Origin of the sequence: Micromonospora sp. NPDC049240 (assembly GCF_040647835.1) — a bacterium.
GTDB lineage: Bacteria > Actinomycetota > Actinomycetes > Mycobacteriales > Micromonosporaceae > Micromonospora.
The window spans coordinates 78,606-100,300 of the sequence record NZ_JBEZCX010000003.1 but is presented as its reverse complement, the minus strand read 5'-3'; the positions used below and the strand labels follow the sequence as shown (position 1 = coordinate 100,300).

General features: G+C 74.5%; 19 protein-coding genes. 9 read left to right on the top strand and 10 right to left on the bottom strand.

Annotated elements, in window-relative coordinates; all coding sequences use genetic code 11:
* Positions 1 to 41 precede the first annotated feature (41 nt).
* Entirely contained in the window at positions 42 to 1,493 is a 1,452-nt protein-coding gene (locus AB0B02_RS05740; protein ID WP_281942683.1) for a dihydrolipoamide acetyltransferase family protein, read from the top strand.
* A 220-nt stretch (positions 1,494 to 1,713) separates the two neighbouring features.
* Positions 1,714 to 2,985, top strand: a complete 1,272-nt coding sequence (locus AB0B02_RS05735; RefSeq protein ID WP_357297139.1) for an Ig-like domain-containing protein — start codon at positions 1,714 to 1,716, stop codon at positions 2,983 to 2,985.
* A gap of 59 nt (positions 2,986 to 3,044) precedes the next feature.
* Here AB0B02_RS05735 and AB0B02_RS05730 read toward each other — a convergent pair whose 3' ends face one another.
* Positions 3,045 to 4,064 (bottom strand): SMP-30/gluconolactonase/LRE family protein, encoded by a 1,020-nt coding sequence (locus AB0B02_RS05730; protein WP_357297137.1) that lies wholly within the window; start codon positions 4,062 to 4,064, stop codon positions 3,045 to 3,047.
* Between the two features lie 224 nt (positions 4,065 to 4,288).
* Between AB0B02_RS05730 and AB0B02_RS05725 the strand changes: the two genes are divergently transcribed.
* Entirely contained in the window at positions 4,289 to 4,642 is a 354-nt protein-coding gene (locus AB0B02_RS05725; RefSeq protein WP_357297135.1) for an anti-sigma factor antagonist, read from the top strand.
* Between the two features lie 55 nt (positions 4,643 to 4,697).
* On the opposite strand, the gene AB0B02_RS05720 is transcribed toward AB0B02_RS05725, so the two are convergent.
* Positions 4,698 to 5,066, bottom strand: a complete 369-nt coding sequence (locus tag AB0B02_RS05720) for an FKBP-type peptidyl-prolyl cis-trans isomerase (protein ID WP_107160247.1) — start codon at positions 5,064 to 5,066, stop codon at positions 4,698 to 4,700.
* A 167-nt stretch (positions 5,067 to 5,233) separates the two neighbouring features.
* Positions 5,234 to 5,791, bottom strand: a complete 558-nt coding sequence (locus AB0B02_RS05715) for a hypothetical protein (protein WP_357297132.1) — start codon at positions 5,789 to 5,791, stop codon at positions 5,234 to 5,236.
* A 215-nt stretch (positions 5,792 to 6,006) separates the two neighbouring features.
* On the opposite strand from AB0B02_RS05715, the gene AB0B02_RS05710 reads away from it, so the two are divergent.
* Entirely contained in the window at positions 6,007 to 6,750 is a 744-nt protein-coding gene (locus AB0B02_RS05710) for a CBS domain-containing protein (RefSeq protein WP_357297130.1), read from the top strand.
* Here the strand turns inward: AB0B02_RS05710 and AB0B02_RS05705 are convergent.
* Positions 6,718 to 7,434, bottom strand: a complete 717-nt coding sequence (locus AB0B02_RS05705; RefSeq protein ID WP_357297127.1) for a helical backbone metal receptor — start codon at positions 7,432 to 7,434, stop codon at positions 6,718 to 6,720. The genes AB0B02_RS05710 and AB0B02_RS05705 overlap by 33 nt on opposite strands.
* A gap of 56 nt (positions 7,435 to 7,490) precedes the next feature.
* On the bottom strand, positions 7,491 to 8,573 hold the full coding sequence (locus AB0B02_RS05700; RefSeq protein ID WP_357297125.1) for a DICT sensory domain-containing protein: 1,083 nt from the start codon (positions 8,571 to 8,573) through the stop codon (positions 7,491 to 7,493).
* Between the two features lie 135 nt (positions 8,574 to 8,708).
* On the opposite strand from AB0B02_RS05700, the gene AB0B02_RS05695 reads away from it, so the two are divergent.
* Together AB0B02_RS05695 and AB0B02_RS05690 are read left to right on the top strand one after the other, a co-directional pair.
* Positions 8,709 to 9,572: a DUF2726 domain-containing protein gene (locus AB0B02_RS05695; protein WP_281941688.1), complete on the top strand. Its 864-nt coding sequence runs from the start codon at positions 8,709 to 8,711 to the stop codon at positions 9,570 to 9,572.
* 249 nt (positions 9,573 to 9,821) lie between these two features.
* Positions 9,822 to 11,120 carry a hypothetical protein gene (locus tag AB0B02_RS05690; protein WP_281941687.1) on the top strand — a complete coding sequence of 433 codons (1,299 nt, stop codon included), beginning with the start codon at positions 9,822 to 9,824 and terminating at the stop codon, positions 11,118 to 11,120.
* Positions 11,121 to 11,549: 429 nt separating this feature from the next.
* Here AB0B02_RS05690 and AB0B02_RS05685 read toward each other — a convergent pair whose 3' ends face one another.
* On the bottom strand, positions 11,550 to 11,897 hold the full coding sequence (locus AB0B02_RS05685) for an Lsr2 family protein (protein WP_357297122.1): 348 nt from the start codon (positions 11,895 to 11,897) through the stop codon (positions 11,550 to 11,552).
* Between the two features lie 222 nt (positions 11,898 to 12,119).
* Between AB0B02_RS05685 and lon the strand changes: the two genes are divergently transcribed.
* Positions 12,120 to 14,456, top strand: a complete 2,337-nt coding sequence (gene lon / locus AB0B02_RS05680) for an endopeptidase La (protein ID WP_357297120.1) — start codon at positions 12,120 to 12,122, stop codon at positions 14,454 to 14,456.
* A 123-nt stretch (positions 14,457 to 14,579) separates the two neighbouring features.
* Here lon and AB0B02_RS05675 read toward each other — a convergent pair whose 3' ends face one another.
* The 3 genes from AB0B02_RS05675 to AB0B02_RS05665 all read right to left on the bottom strand — a co-directional run bounded on the left by AB0B02_RS05675 (position 14,580) and on the right by AB0B02_RS05665 (position 18,036).
* Positions 14,580 to 16,346, bottom strand: a complete 1,767-nt coding sequence (locus tag AB0B02_RS05675) for a DEAD/DEAH box helicase (RefSeq protein WP_357297118.1) — start codon at positions 16,344 to 16,346, stop codon at positions 14,580 to 14,582.
* Positions 16,347 to 16,447: 101 nt separating this feature from the next.
* Entirely contained in the window at positions 16,448 to 16,834 is a 387-nt protein-coding gene (locus AB0B02_RS05670) for a hypothetical protein (protein WP_357297116.1), read from the bottom strand.
* Positions 16,835 to 17,430: 596 nt separating this feature from the next.
* Positions 17,431 to 18,036: a hypothetical protein gene (locus tag AB0B02_RS05665; RefSeq protein WP_357297115.1), complete on the bottom strand. Its 606-nt coding sequence runs from the start codon at positions 18,034 to 18,036 to the stop codon at positions 17,431 to 17,433.
* A 373-nt stretch (positions 18,037 to 18,409) separates the two neighbouring features.
* Here AB0B02_RS05665 and AB0B02_RS05660 point away from each other — a divergent pair, with 373 nt between their 5' ends.
* Both AB0B02_RS05660 and AB0B02_RS05655 read left to right on the top strand, forming a co-directional pair.
* Positions 18,410 to 18,778, top strand: a complete 369-nt coding sequence (locus AB0B02_RS05660; protein WP_357297112.1) for a hypothetical protein — start codon at positions 18,410 to 18,412, stop codon at positions 18,776 to 18,778.
* A gap of 4 nt (positions 18,779 to 18,782) precedes the next feature.
* On the top strand, positions 18,783 to 19,316 hold the full coding sequence (locus tag AB0B02_RS05655; RefSeq protein WP_357297110.1) for a 2'-5' RNA ligase family protein: 534 nt from the start codon (positions 18,783 to 18,785) through the stop codon (positions 19,314 to 19,316).
* Between the two features lie 39 nt (positions 19,317 to 19,355).
* Here AB0B02_RS05655 and AB0B02_RS05650 read toward each other — a convergent pair whose 3' ends face one another.
* Complete coding sequence (locus AB0B02_RS05650; protein WP_357297108.1) at positions 19,356 to 21,551, bottom strand: family 43 glycosylhydrolase; 2,196 nt, start codon at positions 21,549 to 21,551, stop codon at positions 19,356 to 19,358.
* Positions 21,552 to 21,695: the final 144 nt, after the last annotated feature.

The following is a 21,695-nucleotide window of genomic DNA, read 5'->3' as shown; positions in this document are numbered from 1 at the left end:
AGCGGAGCGAGGGCCGTGAGGGCATGCCCGGCAAGCACGGCATGAGCGAACGCACCGCCGTGGGGACCCGTGACTTCCTCCTGCCCGACCTGGGTGAGGGGCTCAGCGAGGCGGAGATCGTCGAGTGGCGGGTCGCGGTCGGCGACGTGGTCACCGTGGACCAGAGCGTGGTCGAGGTGGAGACCGCCAAGGCCGTCGTCGACGTGCCCTGCCCGTACGCCGGCCGGGTCGTCGCGCTGCACGGCGTGGCGGGTGAGGTCCGCCCGGTCGGCCAGCCGCTGATCACCATCGCGCCGCTCGACGGCGGCGACGCCCCCGACCCGCACGCCACCTACCGCGAGGAGGAGCGGGCCGGCTCCGGCAACGTCCTGATCGGGTACGGCACCGGGCACGGCGGTGCGGGCCGGCGGCGTCGCCGACCCCGCCTGGCGCTGGCCCCCGAACCCGGCGCACCCGCCCCGGCGGAGCCCGGTCCCGCGCTCGCGGCCGGCTCGCCGGCAGGGACCGACCCGCTGACGGTGGCCGGCTCGTCGGTCCCGGCCGGCTCGACCGCGTCGCCGGACCGGACGCCCGATCCGGCGCGGACCGGTGACCCGGCGTCGGCGCCGCTTGTCATCTCGCCGATCGTGCGGCGGCTGGCCAGGGAGCAGGGGATCGATCTGGCGTCGGTGCGCGGCAGCGGGCCGGGCGGTGTGATCCGTCGGGCGGACGTGGAGACGGCGCTGGCCGCGCCGACCGCCCGGCTGGCGGCCGTGCCGGACGCGCCGGACGCGCACGTCGGGCTCGTTCCGGCCGGCGACGGCGACGTGGTCGTCCCGCTCACCGGCATCCGTAAGGCGATCGCCGACAAGCTCTCCCGCAGCCGCCGGGAGATCCCCGAGGTGACCATCTGGGTCGACGTGGACGCCACCGGGCTGCTGGAGACCCGGGCCGCGATCAACGCCGCCACCCCGGACGCGCCGGTGAGCATCCTGGCTCTGCTGGCCCGCGTCTGCCTGAGCGGCCTGCGGAGGTATCCGCAGCTCAACGCGCGCGTCGACACCGAGGGGCAGCGGATCGTGCAGTCCGCCGGCGTGCACCTGGGCATCGCCGCGCAGACCGACCGGGGCCTGGTCGTGCCGGTGCTGCGCGACGCCCAGCGGCTGACCACCGGCGAGCTGGCCGCCGCGCTGGCCGAGACCACGGCGGCGGCCCGCGCCGGCACGCTGCCCCCGGCCCGGCTGACCGGCGGGACGTTCACGCTCAACAACTACGGCGTGTTCGGGGTGGACGGCTCGACGCCGATCATCAACCATCCGGAGGCGGCGCTGCTCGGCGTCGGCCGGATCGTGGACAAGCCCTGGGTGGTCGACGGGCAGTTGGCGGTCCGGAAGGTGACCCAGCTCAGCCTCACCTTCGACCACCGGGTCTGCGACGGCGGCGTGGCCGGCGGGTTCCTGCGCCACGTGGCCGACTGTGTCGAACGCCCCGCCCTGCTGATCGCCAACGTCTGACCGCGACGGCCGCAGCCCTCTGACCGGGGGCTGCGGCCGTCCGCAGGGGAGCGCCACACCCGGGACGGGCGATACCGGTCGTCGGGCCCGCCGACTCCCGATCCGGCCGCCACCGACCCATTTCACGCAGCCGTTTCCGAGCAATTCCGCCGAAGGCGCCACACCGTGACGACGGGCCTACAGAATGTGGGCGAGGGGGTGCCGAAATGGGGGACGGAATATGTTTGTGAGGCGGCGACTGACGCTTTTCGCGATGACCGTCGCGGTCGCGCCACTCGCGGTCGGCGCGTGCACCGCCGGCCCGAAGTCGGTGGCGAAGCGGGCCGAGGCGGCCCCGCCGTCGGTCACGGTGACGCCGGCCGACCGGGCCCGCGACGTGCCGATCAGCGCGGAGGTGGGCACGAAGGCCAGCAACGGCAAGGTGACCGGCGTCAAGCTGACCGACGACAAGGGCCGCCCGGTGCCGGCCCAGGCGCGGGAGGACGGATCCGGTTGGGTGCCGGACCGCCCGCTGGCGAATTCCCGGACGTACACGGCCGAGGTGACCGTGAGCGGCGATTCCGGGAAGACCACGACGCGGAAGACGACGTTCACGACGATGGCCAAATCCACCAAACCGGCCGTCACCAGCGAATTGTATCTCCAGGACAAGCAGACGTACGGAACGGCGATGCCGGTCGTACTCGGTTTCGATCCGCCCATTCCGGAACAGGCGCGGGCGGACGTGCAGCGCCGGCTGTTCGTCAGGACGGACCCGCCGCAGCCGGGCACCTGGTCGTGGATGGCGGACGGCAAGCAGGCCGAGTACCGGGCGCCGGACCGCTGGAAGCCCGGCACCCGGATCAGCGTGCGCAGCGCGCTGGAGGGGTTGCCGATCGGGAAGGACGCGGTGGGTGACACCGACCGGGTGGCCACCGCCATGGTGGGCCGGCAGGTGTCGCTCGACATCGACAACACCACCAAGCAGATGACCGTCTACCAGGACGGCAAGGTGCTCAGGAAGTTGCCGGTCAGCCTCGGCAAGCCGAGCACGCCGAGTTCCAGCGGCACCATGGTGATCATGGAGAAACACGAGCACACCACGTTCGACACCCGCGGCGAGCCGGACGGCGGCTACGTGGTCGACGTGGACGACGCCCAGCGGCTGACCTGGGGCGGCGAGTTCATCCACTCGGCGCCGTGGTCGGAGGGGGAGCAGGGCTACAACAACACCTCGCACGGCTGCACCAACGTCTCCGCCGCCGGAGCGGACTGGCTGATGGGCGTCACGCAGGTCGGTGACCTGGTGACCGTCAAGGGCACCGAGGTGCAGCTCCAGCAGGGCAACGGCTTCACCGCCTGGAACGTGAGCTGGGACGAGTTCGCCAAGGGCAGCGCGCTGCCCGTACCGGCGGGGTTGAAGCCCACGCGGAGCCCGACGCCGCACCCGGGCGCGGTGGCCGGCGGGTCGTCGCCCGCGCCCACCCCGTCGGCGAGCAACAGCGGCGGCTGAACCGGGGGAGGAACGGCCACGGGCCGGCCCGCGTCCGCGCGGGCCGGCCCACGTCGACCTCAGTCCAGGTCGACGCGGGCCACGCCGGTCGCGGTCAGACTGCCCAGCCAGAGCTGCCGGCCGTGTTGCCGGACGCCGGTCACCATCGGGTACGCGCCGCCGGGGCCGTGCAGCGTCCGCAGCACCCGCCCGGCGCCGTCGACAAGCGCGACCAGCCCGTAACGGCGCGGCTGCGGCTGCACCGCCCCGGGCAGCAGCGCGACGAGCTGCCGGACCCGGGGGTGGGGCAGCAACCGTTCCATGATCGGCAGTCGGGGGCTGGGCAGCGCGATCCAGTACGTCCCGTCGCCGACGGCGGAGACATTGTCCGGGTACGCCGGCAGGTCGGTCAGCACGGTGGCCCGCCCGGTCGGCAACTCCACCCGCAGCAGCCGGTGGGTGGCGGTCTCGACCAGCATCAGCGCCGACTCGTCCGGGGTGAGCGCCAGCCCGTTGGGGAAGTAGAGCCCGTCGGCCACCACGTCGGTGCGCCCGGTGCGCCTGTCGTACGCCAGCACCCGCCCGTTGGGCCGGTGCTCCAGCAGGTCCCGCTTCCAGTGCGAGAGCGGGAAGCGGTCGGACGAGTCGGTGAAGAACACGGTGCCGTCCCGGGCGACCGCGGCATTGTCGGCCAGATGCACCGGCGGCGCGGTGCCGGTCAGCTCGTGCACCGTCCCGGTCGGGTCGACCCGCAGCAGCCCCCGGTACGCGTCACAGACCAGCAGCCCGCCGTCGACCGGGTCCAGCTCGATGCCGAGCGGCCGGCCACCGGTCTCGGCGAGCAGCGTCGGGCGGGTGCCGGCCGGCGCGTCGGCCGGCCACCACCAGAGCCGGCCGTCCTCGTCGCCGCTGACCGCCCGCCCCTCGGCGTCGATCACCACGTCCTCCGGGCCGTGCCCGCCCTCGGGCAGCGGCAGCAGGTCGGCCCGGTCCAGCCGGGTGTCGGTGGCGGCCCAGGCCCCGGCCAGCGGCGGCGGCACGGTGGCCGGCTCACGGACCGGGCGGATCAGCAGGGGGACGCGCGGGCGGGGAACGGCCATCGGCTCATTGTGGCCCGGCTGGCGCGGCGCGGGGGAGTCCGCCGCGGCGTGTCCTCGCCGGTCCGCCCCACGGTGGTCGGGGGCGCTCCCCGCGGGCCGCGCGGCCGGGCCGGCGAGCGGCTGCGGGATGACCCTGAGACGGCTCGGGGCCGGCACCCGGGCGCAACCCGGAACCCCGGGGCCGAGCAGCGGAAACTGTCGGTGGGGGAGGGTAGGTTTGGGGCATGACAGACGACCGCTTCGAGGTGGCGACGGAGGTGCTCGACCACGTGGTCGAGCTGCGTCCGGTCGGCGAGATCGACATCGCCACCGTGGCGGCGTTCCGGGCCGCGTTGTGGGCCGCGCCGGCGCGGCCGGTGGTGCGGGTCGACCTGTCCGGCGTGCGGCTGCTCTCCGCCGCCGGGGTGCGCACGCTGGCCGCCGCGCACCTGCGGGTCCGGGCGCGCGGTGGGGAGCTGGTGCTCGTCGATCCCGCGCCGGTGGTCGCCCGGGTGCTGCGGGTGACCGGCCTGCACCGGGTCGTGCCGGTGCGCGAGTCGGGCCCCGCGCGGGAGCTGCTGACCTGCGCCGCGGCCTGACCACGGGACCGGGCCGCCGGCATCGCGCCGACGGCCCGGCGGCCGGTGGAGGGGCTCAGCGCACGCCGAGCAGGTCCACCACGAAGACCAGCGTCTCGTTCGGCTTGATGACGCCGCCGGCGCCCCGGGCGCCGTAGCCCAGGTGCGGCGGGATGGTGAGCCGCCGCCGGCCGCCCACCTTCATGCCGATCACGCCCTGGTCCCAGCCGGCGATGACCTGGCCGCCGCCGAGCGGGAACTCGAACGTCTCGCCCCGGTTCCACGACGCGTCGAACTCGCGGCCGGTGGAGTGGGCCACGCCCACGTAGTGCACGCTGGCGAGCTGGCCGGCGTGCGCCTCCGGGCCGTCGCCGACCGTGATGTCCTCGACGACGAGATCGGCGGGCGGCGCGCCCTCGATCGGGCCAACCTCGGGCTTCTCCATGAGCGGGTCTCCTCGGTGCTGACGGTGTGGTCACCGTCGATCCTGCCGGATCGCGACCGGCCGATACGCGCCGGTCCCCCACCCGGGCCGCGTCGGCGGGGCCGAGCCGGGCGCACGACGGGGCGGGCGCCGCCTGCCGGCGACGCCCGCCCCGGGGCGACCTGCGCTCACCTCAGCCAGGGGAGGCGCTGGACCAGGGGGAGCTTCGCCCAGGCCCGGCCGAGGCCGAGGGTGTTGCCGGCGCCGACCAGGGCCAGGCCGGCGAGCAGGCCCGCGTAGATGAGGTGGTCGTCCATGACGGGGTTGTTCTCCGGGGGCAGCACCGCCGTCCACATCAGCACCAGGAGCAGCCCACCGGTGACGGCGGCGATCCGGATGCCGATGCCGAGCAGCAGGGCCACGCCGATGCCGAGCAGGCCGAGCATGAACAGCCAGTCCGCCCAGGCCGCGCCGGCGATGTCGTGGTAGACGCCCTCGAACGGGCCGGCCACGCCGAAGCCGAGGAAGCCCTTGGTCGGGCTGCCACCGTTGATCCAGGCGTTCTTCGCCGGGGTCTCGTGGCCCAGGCCGAACATCTTGTCCAGGAACGCCCAGAGGAAGATCCAGCCCAGGGCGATCCGCAGCCCGGCCCAGACGAACCGGGTGGCCTTCTGGCGGGGGGTCTCGACCGCCGGAGCGATGGTGTCGGCGGGGGTCCGCTCGATTGTCGCGGTCATGGTGTCCACGTCCCTTCTGTGCCTCGCACCGCGCTTTCCGGTGGCAGTTCCATTCCACTCCCGCGCGGTGATCCGGAGCAGGGCCGTCGGGGCCCTGGGGACCGGGTCCTTGGTCCCGTCCCGACCCGGTCCGGTCGACCCGTCCGCGACCGGTCCGCCGCCCCTGCCGCGCCGTCCCCCGGCCGCCTAGCGTCGCCGGTGAGGACGCGTGCGAGGAGGTCGTGATGAGGACATGGCAGGTGGCCGACGTGATGACCAGGGACGTCGCGACGGTGTACGCGGAGACGCCGTACCGGGACGTGGTGGACGTGCTGGTGCGGGAGCGGGTCAGCGGGGTGCCGGTGGTGGACTCGTTCCACCGGGTGCTCGGCGTGGTCTCCGAGGCGGATCTGCTGCACAAGGTGGAGTGGTCCGGCCGCATCGAGGAGCGCCGGGTGTTCGAGGGGCGGCGCCGGCGGGCCGCGCGGGAGAAGGCGGGCGCGCTGGTGGCCCGGGACCTGATGACCGCGCCGGCGGTCACCACCCACGAGCGGGCGTCACTGCCGGCCACGGCCCGGCTGATGGACCGGGAGGCGGTCAAGCGGCTGCCGGTCCTCGACGACCTCGGCCGGCTGGCCGGCATCGTGACCCGCGGCGACCTGCTCCGGGTGCACCTGCGCACCGACGCGGAGATCCGTGAGGACGTGGTCCAGGAGGTGCTGCGTCGGGTGCTCGCCGTCCGGGACGGACTGGTCACGGTCCAGGTCCGCGGCGGTGAGGTCGCCCTGGACGGACGGCTGGACCGACGCAGCGCCGTCGAACTCGCCGGCCGGCTGGCCGGTCAGGTCGCCGGCGTGGTCGCGGTGCACAACGCCGTCGGGTACGACGTGGACGACACCACGCTGAGGGAGCTGGACCCGGTGCACGCCACCCGATCGCCTGACCGGGTCGCCGCCTCAGACCGGCGTGGTGAGCTGCGCGGCGAGTAGTGCCGGCGCCTCGGCCAGCGACGGGCCGTACCAGGTGAGGTGCCGGCCGGACACCAGCGCCGCCGGCACCCCGGGGAACGCCTCCGGCCCGTCGTCGGCGGTGAACCGGTACGGCTCGTCCGGCAGCACCACCAGCTCCGGCGACCGGGCGCGCAGCGCGTCGAGCGCCGGGCGGGGATAGCGTTCGGGGTCGTCGGCCCAGGCGTTGGCCACGCCGAGCCGACGCAGCACGTCCCCGGCGAACGTGTCCCGGCCCAGCACCACCCACGGGCGGCGCCACACCGGCACCACGGCGGTCCGGACGTGCTCGGGGACGGGCGGCGCGGCCCAGGCCCGGCGGGCCGCCCGCAGCCAGGACGGTTCGACCGACACGCCGAGCGCCTCGACCAGCGCGCCGAGCTGGTCGAGCGCCTCCGGCACGGTACGCGGGAAGGTGACCCGCACCGGCACCCCGGCCGCGCGCAGCGCCTCCGCGTCGACCAGCCGGTTCTCCTCCTCGTTGAGCAGCACCAGATCGGGCGCGAGGGCGAGGACGCGATCCAGGTCGGGATACTTCGTCCCGCCGACGCGGGCGACGTCGAGCCCGGCCGGGTGCGTGCACCAGTCCGTGGCGCCGACCAGCGCCTCCGGCCGGGTCGCCGCGACCGCCTCGGTCAGCGACGGCACCAGCGACACCACCCGCACGACGTGCTCCCCTCGTTCCGGCGCCCGTGGCGTGACCGTGGTGGGCGGACGACCGGTCAGCGGGCGCCGGCCGGGGCGGGCTCCGGTGGCAGACCCGCCACCGGCACCCCCTCCCGCACCGCCCACTCCACGGCGGCCCGCAGGTCGTCCGTCGGCAGCGGCCGTCGGGTGGTCACCGCGACCGCGGCGTGCATCGTGTACGCGACGAACGGGTACGACCGCGCCAGCGCCGAGATCGCCTCGTGCAGCCGGCCCACCACGGCCAACGCCTCCGGTTCGGAGAGCGCCGGCAGGACGAGGTGGAACTCGTTGTCGGCGACGCGTATCGCCCGGTCCACCGGCCGCAGCACGCCGGTGACCGCGCCGAGCACGGCCTGGCCCTCCCGGGCGGTGCTGCGTCGGCCGAAGCGTTCCGGTGCGCCGGCCGGCTCGTCGACCCGCAGGCCGACCAGCGCCACCGGCAGCGTGCCGGAGGCGGTCACCCCGTCCGTGCCGGTCCACCGGCGCAGGGCGGGCTCGTCGAGCATCCCGTCCGTCGGCTCGGCCGGTCGCGCGTTCCGGTCGCCGCGCCGGGCCAGCAGCTGTAGCGCCGCCTCGGCCCGGGACTCGCCCGGCCCGGCCGGGATGTCCCGTACCCGGGCGACCGCCTCGTCCAGCGCGGTTCGGGCCGGGCCGGGCAGTCGCTCGGCGAGCTGTTCGCGCAGCCGGATGACCTCGTGCAGCGCCGCGTCGCGGCGGAACCCCCAGCGACCGTCGAAGAGCCGACCGGCCTCCAGCGTCGGCGCGGGCGCGACCTCGGCCCGGTCGTACGCCACCAGCGTGCCGCCGAAGCGTGGGGTCAGCGCCACCACGCTCCACTCCCGCGCCAGCTCCTCCGCCTCGTCCAACGCCACCCCGTACACCCGGTCGGGCAGGTCCGGCGGCGGGCCGCCGACCATGGCGACCACCGTCGCGGCGGCCCGGTCGGCGATCCGCCGGTAGATCTCCCGTTCCCGGGCGAAGTACGGCAGCCGCTGGAACAGCGCGAACACGACGAGCGGGCCGTCCTCCGCCTCGGCCAGCGCCGCTCGTTCGATGGCGTGGGATACGGCGACGAGGCTGCGTTTGGTGAATCGCTCCGGGGTCCGTCCGCTGTGCACCCGCCGAGCCTAGAGGGCCGACCCTGACGGCGCACCGCCCGACGGGTGCCCGGATTCCTCCGCACCGCCGAGGCGATCGCCATGATCGACGCCATACACTCGGACGTCGACCGAGCGACGGACGGATTGTGCGAGATGACCAGCACCGGCAGCGTGGCCGCCTCCTGGCTGCGGCCGATCCCGACCGCCACGCCGACGCGGCTGGCCCGCGCCGGCCACCTCGGGTACGCCGACCGGCGCCTCGGCGAGCTGGTCCAGGGCCGGCCGCCCGGTGTCACCGGCAGCCAGTGGAGCACCGCCGGCCGGGCCGGCCTCGACCTGGTGGTGTGCGCCGCCGACACCGGTCGGCCACGGTTCGCCGTACGGTTCGCCGCGCCCGTGCCGGACGGTTCGCCGGCCCGCCGGGCCGAGCGGCTGACCGACGCGGTCTGCGACGCCGTGGGCCTGCCGTTGCTGCGCGTCGAGTCACCGACGCTCGGCGGCGAGCAGGTTCGCCGGTTCGTCGAGTACGTGCTCGACGCCCGCGCCTACGCGGCCGGCACCGGGCCGGACGGCGGGGAGACGGTCGGGTTCCGCGACATCGTGGGCCGGTTGCCGGACGGCCGGCGCGGCCCGGTCAACGACCTCGGCGCGGTGGCCCGCGCCGCCGCGGTCCAGGCGTACGTGGCGGGCCGGCTGGCCGACCCGATCGTGCGCGGCCTGCACGTGCGGTGGACCGGTGGCCCGGCCGAGGGCTGGAGTTGGGTCGAGGTGCGGCCCGGTCGCTGCCGGGTGGAGCGGGTGCGACTGACGTCCCGCGGCTTCTCCTGCGGGGTGGATCCGGGTCGGCTCGCCGAGGACCTGGCCGTCACGGCGTTGGGGGAGAAGCTGCGTGACCCGGCCGCCGACGAGGCGTCCCTGATGGACCGGACCGAACTGCGCGAGCAGGTGCGGCGCCTCGCCGACCGGCGGGAGTCCTTCGACGGCGGCTTCGCCTTCGACCATCTCTGCGTCGACTGACCGGCCCGCTCCGGCCACCGGCCGGCCCGCCGATTTTTTTTCCGATCCCCGGTTGAACCTTCGCCGTCGGCCCTCCGTACCTAAGCGGGAATGGACGCAGATCTTCCGCCGCGCCCGGACGGCGCGGAGACGGTGCGGAAAGGGCACCGTCGGCCATTGACGCGCGGCTCCGACGTCGCAGTGATCTCACCCCGAAGAATTCCGCCGGGATCACCAGTCAACTACCGGATCGAGAAGGAGAACAATTCGATGCGCAGGTCCACACGGGCGCGCCGGTCATCCGGTAACGCGCGGAGCAAGCGGATGCTGGCCGTGGTCGGCACGCTCGCGGTCTTCGGCGGCATCGTCGCCGTCACCCAGATCTCGTCCGCCCAGGACCGGCGGACGACCACCCGCGCGGCCTCGGCGTCCTGCGTGGCCCCGAGTGCGGGCGCGACCGCGCCGGGCGGCCAGGGCAGCACCACCCGGACCTGGCAGAACGGTCGCTGGGTCCGGAACCACTGGGGTGACGGCCAGATGTCGGCGGCCGAGTGCCAGCAGACCAAGGGGGGCGGCGCCGGCGCCGGCACCCCGACCGTGACCTGCCCGGACGTGAAGAGCAAGCTGCCGCAGGTGCCCGCCCGGGCGCGCGCCGAGGTGGACCGCAACCTGGCCCTGCTGGACAACCAGATCGCCGAGGCGAACCGACGTCTCGCGGCGGACGGCCGCAACGGCGGCGACTTCATCAACAACGCGATCCTCCGGCCGCTCGCCGACAAGCGGACCGCGACGTTGAACCGGATCGCCACCGCCATCGGGCGGGGCGGCCAGCGTCCGCAGGGTCTGGACAAGCTCGCCCCGTGTGCCCTGGCCGACAACGCGCAGAACGGCGGCAACACCGGCGGGGCCAACAACGGCGGCCAGAACGGCGGCAACACCGGCGGTCAGAACGGTGGCAACAACAACGGTGGCCAGAACGGCGGGAACAACAACGGCGGCGGTCAGAACAACGGCGGCAACAACGGCCTGAACGTGCTGGCCAAGGACTGCGCCAACAGCAAGTTGGAGGCGCACAACGGCTTCCAGAACGGCAACCGTTGCGTGAGCACCGCGTTCGGTGAGGTCGGCGCCGCGGCGAACAACCCGTCGCTGCTCATCACGCAGTTCCCGAACCAGGTGCAGCGCAACCAGCCGTTCACGCTCCGGGTCACCACGAGGAACCTGGTGCGGGACCGGTTCCTCGCCGCCGGGCAGGGCGGCTACTACCTGGAGAGCTCGCTGCTCAACGACCAGGGCCTGGTCCGCGGTCACTTCCACACCGCGTGCCGGATGCTCGGCAGCACCCGGCAGCCCCCGAACCCGCAGGACGTGCCGGCCTTCTTCGTCGCCACCGAGGACGGCCGGGGCGGGTCCCAGCCGGACGACGTGCTGATCCAGATTCCGGGTCTGCCGGACTCGGGCCTGGCCCAGTGCTCGGTCTGGGCCGGCGACGGCTCGCACCGGATCCCGATGATGGAGCGGGCGAACCAGACCCCCGCCATCGACGTGGTGCGCATCCAGGTCAACTGACCCGCACGCCGACGGCCGGAGCCGTCCGGGTACGCCCGGGCGGCTCCGGCCGCTTCGCGGGTCGGTCCGGTCGCGGCGGGGTCGCCGGTGGGTCTTGCGGGCTGAGTCGTCGGTGCCGTCGCTCCGGTGTGCGGCCGGTGGCTCGCCGCCCGTCGCGGAAGCACGCGGCTGCGCTGTCCGTCCGACCGTCCGGCGGCCCCCGGGTGCCGGCGACGGGACCCGGGGGGGCGGCCCGTGCACCGGCCGCGTCGTCGCTGCGGTCAGCGCGGAAGGCTGGGTGCGGCAGGCTCGCGCACCGCGCGGTGCGCCCGCCGAGAAAGTTGCTGCCGAGTCGATCGAGCCGGATGAAAATTGTCGACCAAAAAAGCCGGCCGGGGCCCCGCTGATTCCCAGCGTGACCCCGTGGCGCCCGACCGTGAACCGGGAGCCTCAGCGGCTCTTGTACGCCTCCACCACGGAGACCGGGATGCGCCCGCGCTCGGAAATCTCGTAGCCGTTCTTGGCGGCCCATTCGCGGATGGCGCGGTTCTGCTCGCGGTCCATTCCCGAGGTGCTCGGCCGGGTGGCGCGCCGCGCCGCGCGGCCGGCGTCGACTGGTCCGCGGCCGATGCGCCGGCCAGCGTTGATGTACGGGTCCAGCGCTTTACGCAGGACGCCCGCGTTCTCGTCGGAGACGTCGATCGTGTAGGCCACGCCGTCCAGGCTGAACTCGACGGTCCGATCGGCCTTTCCGCCGTCGAGGTCGTCCGTCAGAACGGTGATTACTTTCCTTGCCATCGCCATTACTCCCTGTGTCGGGCGGGGTGTGGCTAAGAGTTTGACCTACCTGGCGGTAATTCCGCAACAATACCCGACACTTTCCATTCGGCGGGTCGGGGTAAACGATGGACCGCCAATAGGGCCGGAGGGGGTGGACGTGGCCTGGGTCACAAGCCGGAACAAGGTGCACGGTTTGTTACTTGAGTCAGACACGCTCAACCAACTGATGGCAGGTGTTCGATGGCAACTCTTCCGGTACTTCCCCTGACCGACGCCGTCCTGCTGCCCGGGATGGTCGTCCCGGTGACCCTCGACCCGACCACCCAGGCCGCTGTCGACGCGGCCCGCGCCACCGGCGACAAGACGCTGCTGGCGGTGCCCCGCATCGACGGCGAGTACGGCTCGGTCGGCGTGGTCGCCACCCTCGAGAAGGTGGGCCGACTGCCCAGCGGCGAACCGGCGGCCGTGGTGCGCGGCATCGCCCGCGCCCGCATCGGCTCCGGTGTGCCCGGCCCGGGCGCGGCGCTCTGGGTCGAGGCGACGACCCTCGACGAACCCGCGCCGGCCGGCCGGGCCAGGGAACTGGCCCGCGAGTACCGCGCGCTGATGACCTCGGTGCTCCAGCAGCGCGGCGCCTGGCAGGTCATCGACGCCATGGAGCGGATGACCGACCTCTCCGAGCTGGCCGACTCGGCCGGCTACGCGCCCTGGCTCAGCCTGGCGCAGAAGACCGAGCTGCTCGCCGCGCCGGACGTCACCGCCCGGCTGGAGCTGCTGGTCGGCTGGGTGAAGGAGCACCTGGCCGAGCAGGAGGTCACCGAGCAGATCAACACCGATGTCCGGGAAGGGCTGGAGAAGTCCCAGCGGGAGTTCCTGCTCCGGCAGCAGCTCGCCGCGATCCGCAAGGAACTCGGCGAGGACGAGCCGGACGGCTCCGCCGACTACCGGGCCCGGGTCGAGTCCGCCGACCTGCCGGACAAGGTCCGCGAGGCGGCCCTGCGCGAGGTCGGCAAGCTGGAGCGGGCCAGCGACGCCTCGCCCGAGGCGGGCTGGATCCGCACCTGGCTGGACACGGTCCTGGAGATGCCGTGGAGCACGCGTACCGAGGACAACACCGACCTGGCCGCGGCCCGGGCGGTGCTCGACGCGGACCACGCCGGCCTGGCCGACGTGAAGGACCGCATCCTGGAGTACCTCGCGGTGCGCAACCGCCGCGCGGAGCGCAACCTCGGCGTGGTCGGCGGACGCGGCTCCGGCGCGGTGCTCGCCCTGGCCGGCCCGCCCGGCGTCGGCAAGACCAGCCTGGGCGAGTCGGTGGCCCGGGCGCTGGGTCGCACCTTCGTCCGGGTCTCGCTCGGCGGGGTGCGGGACGAGGCCGAGATCCGGGGCCACCGGCGCACCTACGTCGGCGCGCTGCCCGGCCGCATCGTGCGGGCGCTGCGTGAGGCCGGCTCGATGAACCCGGTCGTGCTGCTCGACGAGGTCGACAAGCTGGCCGTCGGCTACTCCGGCGACCCGGCGGCAGCCCTGCTGGAGGTGCTCGACCCGGCGCAGAACCACACCTTCCGTGACCACTACCTCGAGGTCGACCTCGACCTGTCCGACGTGCTCTTCCTGGCCACCGCCAACGTGGTGGAGAACATCCCCGGCCCGCTGCTGGACCGGATGGAGCTGGTCACGCTGGACGGCTACACCGAGGACGAGAAGGTGGCCATCGCCCGGGACCACCTGCTGCCCCGGCAGCAGGAGCGGGCCGGGCTGACCGCCGACGAGGTGACCGTCGCCGACGAGGCGCTGGCGCTGATCGCCGGGGAGTACACCCGGGAGGCCGGCGTCCGGCAGCTCGAACGGGCCCTGGCGAAGATCCTGCGCAAGGTGACCGTGGCGTTGGCGTCCGACCCGGCGCCGGTCCGCGTCGACACCGCCAACCTGGCCCGCTACCTGGGGCGGCCCAAGTTCACCCCGGAGTCCGCCGAACGTACGGCGGTGCCCGGCGTGGCCACCGGCCTGGCCGTCACCGGCGCCGGCGGGGACGTGCTCTTCATCGAGGCGACCAGCATGGAGGGCGAGCCGGGCCTGACCCTCACCGGTCAGCTCGGGGACGTGATGAAGGAGTCGGCGCACATCGCGCTGTCCTACCTGCGCTCCAACGGACGACGCCTCGGCATCGACCCGAACGCCCTCGCCGGGCGGCGGATCCACGTGCACTTCCCGGCGGGCGCGGTGCCGAAGGACGGTCCCAGCGCCGGCATCACCATGGTCACCGCGCTGGCGTCCCTGGTCACCGGCCGGCCGGTGCGGCCCGAGTTCGGGATGACCGGCGAGGTGACGCTCTCCGGCCGGGTGCTGCCCATCGGTGGCGTGAAGCAGAAGCTGCTCGCCGCGCACCGGGCCGGCCTCACCGAGGTGATCATCCCGAAGCGCAACGAGCCGGACCTGGACGACCTACCGGTCGAGGTGCGCGAGGCGCTGACCGTGCACACCCTCGCCGACGTGGCGGACGTGCTCGCGCTGGCGCTGCGTCCGGCCGAGGTGGACGCCCAGAGCCTCGGCGGCCAGCCGCTCACCGCGGCCTGACCGGCCCCGTCGAACCCCCGTCGCCCGCCGGGCGGCGGGGGTTCGTGGCCCGGAACGCGAGACGGGGGGCACGCCACCGTGCCGGACCGACCATCTTCGGGCCGAGCCGGCGCGGTGGGCCGGCTACCGGCGGTCGCGCCGGTCCCGGGGGTCGAAGCGACGCTCACCGCCACCGTCGCCCTCACCGTCCCGGTCCCGGTCCCGCCGGACGGTGGCCTTGCGACCCTTGATGGTGCTGCCCCGCAGGCCCTGGATCACCTCGTCGGCCATGCCCTGCGGCACCTCCACCAGGGAGAACCGGTCGGCGATCTCGATCGAGCCGATGTCCCGCCCGCTCACCCCGGTCTCCCCGGTGATCGCGCCGACCAGGTCCTGCGGTCGTACCCCGGCCCGACGGCCCAACCCGATGAAGACCTGGGTCGTGCCGGCGGCGCGGGACCGGCCGCCACCGCGCCGGTCCCGACCCTCGGAGCCGGGCCGGCCCTCCCGGTTCGGGCGGACCGAGACCTGGGGGATCTCCTCCTCGTCGGCGGTGCCGGGCAGCGTGGCCTCGTGCGCCAACCGCACCGCGGCGAGCGCGACCTCCATCAGGTCGAACTCGTCGGTCAGCGACTCGACGACCGCCCGGAACGGCTCCAGGTCGTCCTCGAGCACCGACTCGCGCACCGCGGCCTGGGTCAGCTCGAACCGCCGGGTCCGCAGGTCGGCCACCGTCGGGATCTTGTCCACGGTGATCCGCTGGCCGGTCACCCGCTCGATCGTCTTCAGCATCCGGTGCTCGCGCGGCTCGGCGAGCGTGATCGCCACGCCCTCCCGGCCGGCCCGGCCCACCCGGCCGATCCGGTGCACGTACGACTCCGGCGCGGACGGGACGTCGTAGTTCACCACGTGGGTGAGCTGCTCGACGTCCAGCCCGCGGGCCGCCACGTCGGTGGCGACCAGCAGGTCCGCGGTGCCGGAGCGCAGCCGGCCCATCACCCGGTCCCGCTGCTCCTGGCTCATCCCGCCGTGCAACGCCTCGGCCCGGTAGCCCCGACCGTTCATCGTCTCGGTGAGCCGGTCCACCTCCTCCCGGCTGCGGCAGAACACGATCGCCGCGGTGGGCGACTCGACGTCCAGCACCCGGCCCAGCGCGGCCGGCTTGTGCGCCCGCGCCACGATGTAGGCGCTCTGCCGTACCCGCGGCGCCTCGCCGGCCACCTGGCGTTCGCGTTCGATCCGGATCCGCACCGGGTCGGTCAGGTGCTGCCGGGCCAGCCCGTCGATGCGGGCCGGCATGGTGGCCGAGAAGAGCACCGTCTGCCGGCCCTCGGGGGCGTGCTCCAGGATCGCCTCGATGTCCTCGGCGAAGCCCATGTCGAGCATCTCGTCCGCCTCGTCGAGCACCACGGTGGTCAGCGAGCCGAGCCGCAGCGTGCCGCGGGCGATGTGGTCGAGCGCGCGCCCGGGCGTGGCGACCACCACGTCCACCCCGTGGTCGAGCGCGCGGAGCTGCCGGCCGATCGGCTGGCCGCCGTAGATCGGCAGCACCCGGGCGCCCAGATCCTTGCCGTAGCGGTGGAACGCCTCGGAGACCTGCACCGCCAGCTCCCGCGTCGGCACCAGCACCAGCGACACCGGGTCGCCGTCCGGGCGCGGCGTGGGCATCCGCTGCAGCAGCGGCAGCGCGAACGCGGCGGTCTTGCCGGTGCCGGTCGCCGCCTGCCCGAGCAGGTCCCGGCCGGCCAGCAGCGGCGGGATGGCCTCGCTCTGGATCGGCGTGGGCTCCTCGTAGCCGAGGGCGGACAGCGCGCCCAGCAGTTCGGCGCGCAGCCCGAGATCCGCGAAGGCGGCGGTGTCCTCGGCGACGGCGGGGGTGGTGGGCTCGGTCGGGGTCGGTGCGGCGCTCATGCGGCAAGCCTTTCATCACCGCCGGGCGCGGGTCGCGGCGACCGGCGCAAACGTTCGCCGCACCACGCGCGACCCCGTCCGGGGCCGCTGCTCCGGCCGGCTCACCCCGACGCGACGGCCAGCAGGGTGGTCACCCCCACCACCACGTCGAGCGCCCCGCACCACTCCGCGTACCCGCGTGGCACCACCCGCTCGGCGCGGTGGTGCCAGAGGTCCCAGCCGGCGTGTCCGAGCCAGCCCAGGCCGACAAGCGCGCCGGAGACGTGGGCCGGCGCGGCCAGCGCCACGGCCGCCAGGCCGCCCCAGACGGCCAGCCCGACGAGTTGGACCGTGAGCTGCCACCGGTCGCCGAGGTGCCGTCGCCACGCGCCGATGGCCAGGTAGCTGGCCGGCAGCACGAGCAGCGACCACGGCGACACCACGCCCGGGGCGAACCACATGTCGGCGGTCATCAGCAGCGCCAGGCCGACCGGCCAGCGACGCGCCAACGCCGCCACCACCGGGTGCCGGCGGCGCGGTCGCCGGGTGCCGGTGCCGCAGCGCCACCAGCGCCATCGCCGGCAGCATCAGCAGGTGACCGCCGAGCAGCAGCACGTCGTCCCCGACCCACCCCACCCACCAGGCCGGGAGGAGGAGCAGGAACGGCACGTACATGGCCGCGCTCATCTCCCCGGCGGCGGGCCACCCGTCGCCCCGGTACCACATCCAGGCGACCATGCCCGCTGCCATGTTCGTGGCCATCAGCAGCGCGTCCACGTCCGGCCGGGCGAGCACGCCCGCGCCGCCCAGCAGTTCCCCGCCGATCCGCCACAGCGGGCCGAGCACCACCATGCCGGCCACCATCGCCGCGACCATCCCGGCCAGGTGCCGGGTCCGCGCCCAGCCGGCCCACCGCCGGGGTACGCCCACCGTCATCTCCGTCATGCCCCGACCCTGCCGGCGCGGGACGCACCGGGCCAGGCGCGTCCGTCATCGGAAAACCGTGTGGAACGCACGGGTCACTCGTGACCTGAGGCATGGACGCGGCCGTGCGGCGACGCTCCCGACCGGTGCGGAGGGAGCGTCGCCGTACGGGCTGTTCGGATCAGTAGTTGAGGGAGCAGAACTCCGGGTGGCCGACCGCGGTGCCGGTGCACTCGACCCGGGCGTCGGTCGGGTACACCTTGACCGTCATGGTCGAGGTGAAGTTCGCCGGTGTGAACGTCAGCGATCCGCCGACGCCGAACGGCTGTCCGCTGACGGTGCCGGAGAAGTTGCGCCCCCAGGTGGCCGCCGTGCCGAGGGTGTACGGCCCGCCGACGGCGGTGGGCGGCGTGCCCGACTTGGTGTAGCTCTTCCGCTCGAGGTTGGTGGTGACGCCACCGCTGGTCCGGTCCGCGTTGCTGGACACGATCTTGGCGTAGGTGACCGCGCTGCCGTTCGAGCACCACTCGACGTTCATGGTCATGAAGGCGGTGGTGGCGCTGACCGTGCCGGTGCTGCCGTTGGCGTAGACGACCGGCACGTTGAGCTCGTTCACCGGGATCTTCATCTGGAGCCGGTAGGCGCTGCCCGAGGCCTGCGCGCAGGTGCCCTGAAGGTATCCGGTGAACGTCGCGGCGCTGGCCGGCGGCGCGGCCACCGCGACCAGGCCGGCCGCGCATCCGGCGGCGAATAGCGAACGAATCATGTTGCGGGTGACTCGCGACATTTCCTCTTCCTCTTTCTCGTCCCACGCGAGGTGGAACACCGGCAATTGTTCCTGCGTCGGGGCGCAGGGTGGGGTGGAAGCGTCCGGCGTTCGCCCGGCTCGCATCAGCGCTGGTCAAGCCGCTTCCCGGTGGTGGATCGCCGGGCCGGCGGTGTGCCGAGCGGCCGAGCAACGCGAATTCCGTTCCCCGCTTCCATTCGTATCATCCGATCCCGGGAAATGCACCTGGAGAAAGGTGAATTGATTTTGCTGCCACAACAGTTGACCCGGAAACTGTCTTAGCATTTTCCTTTCCGCGTCACTGAGCTGGCACGGGCCCGCGGTGCCGATCGCCGGGTCGGGTGCCGGCGTGCCACCCCTAGGATCGGCGGGCATGACTGTCGATCCGGCGGACCACCGGCTGCGCCGGGCCCGGCGCATCACCCTGCTCTCGCTGGGCACGAACGGGTGGACCACGGTGCTGCTGCCCGCGGTCGGCCTGCTCCGCGAGCCGGACCCGGTGCGGGCGGTACTCGGCGTGGTGGGGTTGCTCGGCTTCACGGCGGCCCAGGTGGCGGTGCTGCACGCGGCGGTCACGCCCTGGCTCGCCGCCCCGGCCCGGCGCCGCCGCCTGCGTGCAGAAACTCGGCGCCGCCGACCGGGCCGAGGCGGTCCGGCGGGCCCGCGAGGCCGGTTGGCTCTGACCCGTGTGGTCCGCAACCGGGTACCGGACGTCCCCGCTGTCCGCCGGGGACTAGCCTGATCCCGTGCGGACGGTGGAACTGCTCTGCTCACCCGAGCTGGACGCCACGGTGCGGGCAGCCTGGAGCCGGCTCGCCGCGGCCGGCCTGCCCAGCCTCGCCCGCAACACGCACCCGACCAACCGGCCGCACCTGACGCTCGCGTCGGTCGACGATTTCCCGCCCGGCGTCGAGCAGCGCCTCGCCGACCTCTGCGACGCCGCGTTGCCGCTGCCCGTCCGGCTCGACCGGCTGGCGGTCCTCGACGGCAGCGCGCCGCTGGTCTGGCTGGTCCGTCCGACGCCGCAGCTCGTCGCGCTGCACGGCGCGGTCTGGGACGTGCTCGCCGAGGCGTCCGGCCCGCACCCGTGGCACCTGCCCGGTCGCTGGGTGCCGCACCTGAGCCTGGCGTTGCGTTTCCGGGGGGCGGACCGCCGCCGCGCCCGGGCGGTCGCCGGCGCGGACCGCTCGGGCGGGGAGTTCGTGGCCGCCCGCAGCTACGACGGCGACACCCGCACCGTCACCGAGCTGACCGCCACCTGCCCGCGCCCCGGCGGCTGAGCCGGGGCCGCCCCGGCGGTGGGGCGGCCCCGGACGCGGTCAGCGGTGGAAGCGGAGGTAGTCGAACTCCGCCGTCACCGCCGGCGTCGCGCCGCCGTGGGCGACCAGGCCGATCCGCGGCGTGGTGTCGGCCGGGAAGGTCCACACCGCGCCCCACGTCCAGTGCGTCCCGTCCCGGCTGGAGCCGGCGCGGAACTCGTGCTCGCCGGTGACCCGGTCGACGTGGTGGGCCAGCCGCAGCCAGGTCGTGGTCCCCGGGGTGCCGACGATGCTGCCGCCGTAGACCGGCTGGCCGGCGAAGGGCAGCTCGTAGCCGAACTCGACCTGCCGGGTGTTCCAGATGGCCACCTGGCTCAGCCGGGCGAACCGGTCGTCGTCGACGTACGCGACGAGGCCGGCCTGCTGGTAGTTGCGGACCGTCTCCTCGCCCAGGTCGAGCGTCACCTTGGTCTCCGCGACGTAGTCACCGGCCGGCGCGTCGCGCAGCAGCACCCCGGCGGTGTTGCCGGTGCCGGAGAGGTCGGCGTCCTGGACCGGCCAGCGCAGCGCGCCGCCGGACACGCTCGCGGCCGGGTCCTGGCGCACCCACCGCCAGGCCGGGTCGAGGCCGCCCGAGAACTCGTCGGAGTAGTCGCGTAGCACCGGGCCGACCCGGGGCGGGGCGACCTCGTGCCGCACCGGGCGGTACAGGCGGGCGGCGCTGACGTTGTCGAACTCGGCCGGTCCGCCCTCGGCGCGCAGCGCCAGTGGGCCGTTCGCCGGCCGGGGGAGCCGCACCGACACCCGGGCGACCGGGTCGCCGAGGCGGGACGGGCTGAGCGTGGCGACGAGCTGCCGGCCGCGGACCTCCACGGCGAGGTTGTGCCGGTCGCGCGGGTCGGCGCCGGCGGGCAGCGGCACGCTGGCGGTCCCGGCGGCCAGCCGGCCGCCGCCGACCCGGACGTCCACCGTGCCGAGCCGCAGCCCGGCCGCGGTCGCGCCGGTCAGCCGCAGGTCGGTCTCGACCCGCAGGTCGCCGCCGAGGCCGGTACGCGAGGTGAGCGTCCCGGTGCCGGTCAGCACGCCGCCGGCGGCCCGCCACGAGCCGGACCCGGTCCGCCAGCCGCGCAGGTCGGCGGTGTCGAAGCGGGCGTCGACGCGACCGCTGGTGACCGGCGCGGGACGGGTGCCGTCGGAGGGGCCGGCGCCGGCGTTGACGGTGGGCCATCCGTCGATCCAGTCGAGGCGGTCCAGCAGCATCGGCCGCTCGTTGACGCCGAACGGCTCGTCCAGGTAGGGGTCGGCCCGGTCGATCGCGTGGTAGGCGATCCAGTCCTGCCCGGACAGGTCGGTGAGCACCGCGTTGTGGCCGGTGCCGATCCACCGGTTGCCGTTCTGGGTCAGCACCGGCGTGCCGCCGGCCCGGGAGACGTCGAGGCGCTGGCCCTCGCGGTCGACGAACGGGCCGCGCGGGTCACGGGCGCGGCCGACCTGGACGGAGTAGCCGGTGGCCGGGCCGGCGCAGCAGTTCGCGGTGGAGGCGAAGAGGTAGTACCAGCCGTCGCGGCGCAGCGCGTAGGCGCCCTCGAACTTGTTGTCCACCGCGACCGCTGTCGACGTGCCGACCGCGCGCAGCCCGTCGGGGGTCAGCTCGGTGACCGAGATGCCGCCGTAGTAGCTGCCGTAGTAGAGGTAGGAGCGGCCGTCGGCGCCGGTGAGCTGGCTCGGGTCGATGGTCCACAGGTAGCCGCCGCCGGCGCCGGGGCGCGGGGCGACCACCGGCGTGTCGACGAACGTCCAGGGGCCGGCCGGGCTCGGCGCGGTGGCCACGCCGACGGCGGTGTCGAACGTGTCGTCGGAGACGGTGGTGTCGGTGACGGTCAGGTACATCACCCAGCGCCCGCCGATCCGGCGCACGTCGGGCGCCCAGAACGCGGAGCCGGGCGCGGCGTAGGCGGGCCGCTGGTCGGCGCTGAACGCGTCGCCCACGTAGCTCCAGTCGACCAGGTCGGTGGAGCGGGCGATGGGCACCCGGTGGGCCCGGCCCTCACCCTCGCGTAGCGGGTCGGAGGTGCCGAAGGCGTACCAGACGCCGTCGTCGCCACGGACCACGACCGGGTCGGCGAAGGTGTCGGCGAACCCGGCGGAGACCGGGTTGCGGTAGCGGTCGGGCCCGGCGGCGGGCGCGGGCGCCGCCCCGGCGAGCGTCAGGGTGAGTACGGCGGCGAGCACGCCGCCGCGGTGGAGGTGTCGCATCGGGCCTGCCTCGGAGTAGACGGAGGTCACTGCGGTGCACACGTTTGTACAGCGTTGGATACAACGTTGTAAAGAACCGTTCGAAGGAGAGTGGGCGCATTGCCCCCGGCGCTCCCGTCCCGGGTGGTTACGTGAGGTGCAGAC

What these genes read in the sequence shown, in the direction of transcription:
- AB0B02_RS05740 (WP_281942683.1), top strand. Translation starts at nt 42, where the DNA reads ATGAGCGAACGCACCGCCGTGGGGACCCGTGACTTCCTCCTGCCCGAC.
- AB0B02_RS05735 (WP_357297139.1), top strand. Translation starts at nt 1,714, where the DNA reads ATGTTTGTGAGGCGGCGACTGACGCTTTTCGCGATGACCGTCGCGGTC.
- AB0B02_RS05730 (WP_357297137.1), bottom strand. Translation starts at nt 4,064, where the DNA reads ATGGCCGTTCCCCGCCCGCGCGTCCCCCTGCTGATCCGCCCGGTCCGT.
- AB0B02_RS05725 (WP_357297135.1), top strand. Translation starts at nt 4,289, where the DNA reads ATGACAGACGACCGCTTCGAGGTGGCGACGGAGGTGCTCGACCACGTG.
- AB0B02_RS05720 (WP_107160247.1), bottom strand. Translation starts at nt 5,066, where the DNA reads ATGGAGAAGCCCGAGGTTGGCCCGATCGAGGGCGCGCCGCCCGCCGAT.
- AB0B02_RS05710 (WP_357297130.1), top strand. Translation starts at nt 6,007, where the DNA reads ATGAGGACATGGCAGGTGGCCGACGTGATGACCAGGGACGTCGCGACG.
- AB0B02_RS05695 (WP_281941688.1), top strand. Translation starts at nt 8,709, where the DNA reads ATGACCAGCACCGGCAGCGTGGCCGCCTCCTGGCTGCGGCCGATCCCG.
- AB0B02_RS05690 (WP_281941687.1), top strand. Translation starts at nt 9,822, where the DNA reads ATGCGCAGGTCCACACGGGCGCGCCGGTCATCCGGTAACGCGCGGAGC.
- AB0B02_RS05685 (WP_357297122.1), bottom strand. Translation starts at nt 11,897, where the DNA reads ATGGCAAGGAAAGTAATCACCGTTCTGACGGACGACCTCGACGGCGGA.
- lon (WP_357297120.1), top strand. Translation starts at nt 12,120, where the DNA reads ATGGCAACTCTTCCGGTACTTCCCCTGACCGACGCCGTCCTGCTGCCC.
- AB0B02_RS05675 (WP_357297118.1), bottom strand. Translation starts at nt 16,346, where the DNA reads ATGAGCGCCGCACCGACCCCGACCGAGCCCACCACCCCCGCCGTCGCC.
- AB0B02_RS05665 (WP_357297115.1), bottom strand. Translation starts at nt 18,036, where the DNA reads ATGTCGCGAGTCACCCGCAACATGATTCGTTCGCTATTCGCCGCCGGA.
- AB0B02_RS05660 (WP_357297112.1), top strand. Translation starts at nt 18,410, where the DNA reads ATGACTGTCGATCCGGCGGACCACCGGCTGCGCCGGGCCCGGCGCATC.
- AB0B02_RS05650 (WP_357297108.1), bottom strand. Translation starts at nt 21,551, where the DNA reads ATGCGACACCTCCACCGCGGCGGCGTGCTCGCCGCCGTACTCACCCTG.